The sequence below is a fragment of the Pedobacter sp. 10L46_2 genome (assembly GCF_056395165.1).
On the sequence record NZ_JBFTIZ010000344.1, the window covers coordinates 1 to 4,329 of the forward strand.

Consider the following 4,329-nt stretch of genomic DNA (forward strand, 5'->3'; position numbering starts at 1 on the left):
GAGTAAAGATTGCAGATATCGGTAGATTGATTGAAACAGAGGCCCGTAAATTTGGATATAAGGTGATAAAAAACCTTGCCGGACATGGAGTAGGTAGAAGTTTACACGAAGAACCGCATGAGATCTTGAACTGTTATGATAGATTTAATACTACACGCTTCAGAAAGAATTCTATTGTAGCTATTGAAACATTTATTGCCACCGCTTCAACTTATGCTGATCAGGAAAAGGATGGATGGACATTGGTTGGTAATAAAGGTGGCTATGTCGCGCAACATGAACATACTATAATGGTTACAGATGGTAAGCCGGTTATCCTTACTGCCGTAAATAATATTTGGGAATAACAAGGATACAGCGCAAACTAAAATGGTTGCGCTGTATGTTAGCCATTAGCTGGTAGTTCCAGCATCAATTGTAATTATTGAGCCTGTGGTGTAGCCACTGTCGGGGTTTGCTAAATAAGCTACCACATCTGCTATATGCTCTGGTTTGCCATATTTTTTTATTGCCATTAAGCTTCGCTGAAAGTCTGCATGTTCTGAGGTCTCAGGGTTCATATCTGTATTTATAGGACCCGGTTGTATCAGATTAACAGTAATTTCTCTCGGGCCCAAATCACGCGACAGGCCTTTTGTAAGTCCACTTAGGGCAGATTTGCTCATTGCATATAATGTGCCCTGGGCAGCAGGTACTTTATCAGCCATATTACTTCCTATGGTTATGATCCTACCCGAGTTTTCCATCTTTTTCGCAGCAATTAGACAGGCCTCCACTACAGCTTTTACGTTTACTGCCATAGTGATGTCATAATCAGCGAGGGTATGTTCTTCAAATGGTTTCCCAATGTAAACACCTGCGCTGTTAACTAAAATATCTAATTTCCCAAAAGTTGTAATTGCCTCTTGTATTGCGGCTGTTATTTCTCCTTCAATAGCGTTATCTGCTTTAACTGCCAAAACTTTTGAACCTATTTCTGTTAGCTCATTAACTAATGCGTCTGCTTTTTCTTTCCCATTTACATATGTGAAAGCGACAGTTGCACCTTCTTTTGCAAGTCTTTTTACAATTGCAGCTCCTATACCACGACTTCCACCTGTTACTACTGCTACTTTGTTTTTCAAATGTTCCATATCTGTTTTCTGTAATAAATATTAGTTTAAATACTTATTGCAAAGGTATATTTGTACTTTTACAATTGTATGTACTGATAAAATTGTATAGTACTAACATAAATGTAAGTAATGAGAAAAGAGAGCTCTACAAACCTTGAAAACGAGGTGCAGATAAATGCTAGTTGTGGTATGGCCTATACTTTAGACTTAATTGGCGGTCGTTGGAAGCCCACTATATTGTGGCGTCTGTTAAATTGTGGAAGTTTAAGGTATAGTAAACTTCGTAAATCAATGCCTAATATTTCCGAGAGGATATTGATTTTACAGCTTAGAGAACTGGAAAATGATGGTTTGGTAAGTAGAATGATCTACCCTGAGGTTCCGCCCAGGGTAGAATATAAGCTTACAGAGTTAGGATTGCGGCTTGAGCCGGTTCTCCGGTTATTGTCCGACTGGGGGGATGCTAACCGMCCTACAGGGGATTAGAACTTACACCTTCGAAAGTGATTTTGATAGGTTTGATCAGTCCGTTTTCATMGAATTCCATTTTATCTATGCAGGTAACCCTATGATTACCATTGGTTTCTCCTAATGGACGACGGTGGTATATAATGTAATAATCACCAGTTTTTGGATTCTTGATTACAGAATGATGACCTGCGCCGGTAGCGATAGATGGATCTTGCTTTAAGATCTTATCTATACGTTTAAATGGACCCAAAGGTGAATCTGATATGGCGTAAGCTACTGAATAATCCGGACCGGTCCATCCACCTTCAGACCACATGAAATAATACTTTCCATCTTTGATAAACATAAAAGCTCCCTCAACATATCCCTTAGGCGTTACCTCTTTATAAGTTGTTCCATCAGGGAACGGCACAATGCTTTTAAAATCATCACTTAATTTTACAACGTTGCAATGAGACCAGCCACCATAAAATAGATAGTATTGTCCGTCTTTATCTTTAAAAACATATTGATCAATTGGTTGTGCACCATTATGAAATTTATCGATCAGTGGTTTTCCTATAAGATCTTTAAATGGGCCGTTCGGTTTATCTGAAACGGCAACACCTATACCACCAATTTCATTATCATTTTGAATGTCATTAGCACCAAAAAAGAGATAATATTTATTTCCTTTTTTAGTAATTGACGGTGCCCATACAGCTTTTTTAGCCCATTTAACATTGCTTGTATCAAGAATGTGCGGATGTTTTTTCCAGGTAACAAGATCTTTGGAACTATAGGCGTCCATAAATGTCTGTTCTTCATATTTGGCAGAAAAGGTTGGGTAAACCCAATATTCTTTGCCGAATATAGCTCCCTCAGGATCGGCATACCAACCTGGAAATATTGGATTTCCAGAAGTCTCTTTTGATTTTTTTTGTGCGGATAGGGAAAGTGCTATGAACGAAAGGCAGAGCAAAAGTTGATACTTCTTCATTTTTAATGTGTTTGGATCGTATAATGTGTTTAAACTTAATTAAAGCCTAAGGTATCGTTTTATATCTTTTTTCACTAATACTCTATTAAATCCATAGATTTTATTTGTTTTTAACAAAAATGCAATTACATTTGCGTTGAATTGATAAGAAACAAAACCAAACAATGAAAAGAATTTTACACTTAAAAAAAGAAATTGCGCTCTGCAGTCTAAATCGATTGAGATTTTCTTCTCACTGTTGTTGCTGTTCCATGCAATAGCATTTCAAGCTATAAAGAAATAATAAAGACAGGATTAGAATCCTGCCTTTATCAAAGCATTCAGTACGCAACGCCAATCACTTACTGAAATGCCAACTCGTTTCAACCAATAGAATTTTATTAATTAAAACTTTTTAAAGTTATGCAAAATTTTAAAAAGGGTAAGCATTTGTATAGTGCTTATTCCTTGTTAAAAAAGACACTGCTATTGAAGAGCAGTATCGTGGTAATGATCTTATTACCGCTCATTTCCTTCTCCCAAACTCAACCTCTTATTAATTCTACTCTTAAAGGTCAAATTATTGACGCTGTAACAAAGCTTGGAATCCCTGGGGTAAGTATCCACATTACCGGTACTACACATGTTGTCCAGACAGACAAAAATGGAAAGTTCGATTTTGTTACCGGTCAGAAATTCCCTTATACTTTAGAAATTACTTATGTAGGCTACGAAAAAAAACAGGTTGTGGCCAATGGAAGCCCAATCCTGGTAGAATTAAAAGAGAGTGCAAGTCAGCTAAATGACGTTGTAGTAGTTGGGTATGGTGCCCAAACGCGTAAAAGTGTTGTAGGCGCTATTGTTAAGGTAAATGCTGCCGAAACGAAGCAGATTCCTGTAGCCAGTTTTGATGCCCAGTTACAAGGTAGGGCGGCAGGTGTCCAGGTGGGAACTTACTCAGGTTCTCCGGGAGAAGGTGTAAAAGTACAGGTGCGAGGTACCGCTTCTATTAACGCGAGTAACGAGCCATTATATGTTATTGATGGTGTATTTGTGAATAACAACTCTTTGTCGACTCTTGATCTGGGTGGGAAAAAAACATCGCCCCTGGCGGATATCAATCCCGCGGATATTGAAAGCATTGAAGTACTGAAAGATGCGAGTGCTATTGCAATTTATGGTTCTCGTGGAGCCAATGGAGTTATTTTAGTAACCACTAAAAGAGGAGAGTACCTTTTAGGTAAAACAAAATACAATTTAGAGATATCACATGGCTGGCAAAAGGCAGATCCTGATCGATTATGGGAACTCACTACCGGTCCGGAGCACGCCATGTTGGTTAATGAACAGTGGATAAATTCAGGTAAAGACAAGCCTAGCCTAAATCAAACCTACGAGAATCGTCCATTCAGACCAGTAACAGATGTTATTAATGGTGTTCCAGGAAGGGGTAACCCAGAAGATCAGCAAACTTATGATCGATTAAGCAGGGTTTTCAGGACTGCGCAGGTTAAGAATTATGACCTCAGTATTCAAGGTGGAAGTGAGAAGATCCGTTATAATATAGGTGCAGGCTATACCGATCAGGAAGGGATATTAAAGCCAGCTGATTTTCAGCGTGGAAGTTTTAAGCTAAATCTTGATAGCAAGCTGAATGATAAAGTAACCCTTAGTTCAAGTAATGGTGTTTACAGAACATTCAGACAGCAAGTTAGAGGTGGCGCCGGTCAGCAGGCCGGACATTTACTTGCCGCATTGCATCACCCGACTTATTTACCTTTATAC

The 4,329-nt window shown here is 38.5% G+C and carries 5 protein-coding genes; 3 read left to right on the plus strand and 2 right to left on the minus strand.

Annotated elements, in window-relative coordinates:
- Positions 1-347: M24 family metallopeptidase (locus AC1DDX_RS24450; RefSeq protein WP_477622747.1), on the plus strand; the 347-nt coding region annotated here is incomplete at its 5' end.
- A gap of 45 nt (positions 348-392) precedes the next feature.
- On the opposite strand, the gene AC1DDX_RS24455 is transcribed toward AC1DDX_RS24450, so the two are convergent.
- Positions 393-1,133, minus strand: a complete 741-nt coding sequence (locus AC1DDX_RS24455; RefSeq protein ID WP_337715147.1) for an SDR family NAD(P)-dependent oxidoreductase — start codon at positions 1,131-1,133, stop codon at positions 393-395.
- 111 nt (positions 1,134-1,244) lie between these two features.
- Here AC1DDX_RS24455 and AC1DDX_RS24460 point away from each other — a divergent pair, with 111 nt between their 5' ends.
- Positions 1,245-1,601 carry a winged helix-turn-helix transcriptional regulator gene (locus AC1DDX_RS24460; RefSeq protein WP_288882372.1) on the plus strand — a complete coding sequence of 119 codons (357 nt, stop codon included), beginning with the start codon at positions 1,245-1,247 and terminating at the stop codon, positions 1,599-1,601.
- Here the strand turns inward: AC1DDX_RS24460 and AC1DDX_RS24465 are convergent.
- Positions 1,588-2,565 carry a glycoside hydrolase family 43 protein gene (locus tag AC1DDX_RS24465; RefSeq protein ID WP_477622748.1) on the minus strand — a complete coding sequence of 326 codons (978 nt, stop codon included), beginning with the start codon at positions 2,563-2,565 and terminating at the stop codon, positions 1,588-1,590. The two genes, AC1DDX_RS24460 and AC1DDX_RS24465, sit on opposite strands and share 14 nt — an antisense overlap.
- A 402-nt stretch (positions 2,566-2,967) precedes the next feature.
- Here AC1DDX_RS24465 and AC1DDX_RS24470 point away from each other — a divergent pair.
- A partial coding sequence (locus AC1DDX_RS24470; RefSeq protein ID WP_477622749.1) for a TonB-dependent receptor plug domain-containing protein occupies positions 2,968-4,329 on the plus strand: 1,362 nt, incomplete at its 3' end.